1 protein-coding gene is annotated in these 411 nt (G+C 75.7%); it reads left to right on the top strand.

Annotated elements, in window-relative coordinates; genetic code table 11:
* A partial coding sequence (locus CAY82_RS25255; RefSeq protein ID WP_140399182.1) for an ABC transporter transmembrane domain-containing protein occupies positions 1-411 on the top strand: 411 nt, incomplete at both ends.

Genomic DNA, 411 nt, shown 5'->3' with positions numbered 1-411 from the left:
GTTCCTCGCCGGACTGCCGGTCCTCGCCCTGACCCTGCGGGCCTTCGTCCGCCGCGCCACCGACAGCGTCGCGCGCTACCAGACCGCCCAGGGCGACATCGCGGGCCGGCTCGTCGAAGCGCTCGGCGGCGCCCGCACCATCGCCGCCGCCGCGACCACCGAACGCGAGATCGCCCGGGTCCTGGAGCCCCTGCCGGAACTGCGCCGCCAGGGGCTGCGGATGTGGCAGGTCCAGGGCCGCTCCAACGCCCAGGCCGCCATCATCGTCCCGCTGCTGCAGATCGCCGTCCTCGCGGTCGGCGGTCTGCGGGTCGCCCAGGGACACTTGAGCGTCGGGGACCTGCTGGCGGCCTCGCGGTACGCCGTGCTCGCCACCGCGCTCGGCATGGCCGTGGGCCAGGTCAACGGCCT

It is taken from the genome of Pseudomonas sp. SID14000 (assembly GCF_002165135.1).
Taxonomy (GTDB): Bacteria; Pseudomonadota; Gammaproteobacteria; order Pseudomonadales; family Pseudomonadaceae; genus Aquipseudomonas.
Note: the sequence above shows the minus strand (reverse complement) of the source record. Positions and strands in the feature narration are given on the sequence as shown.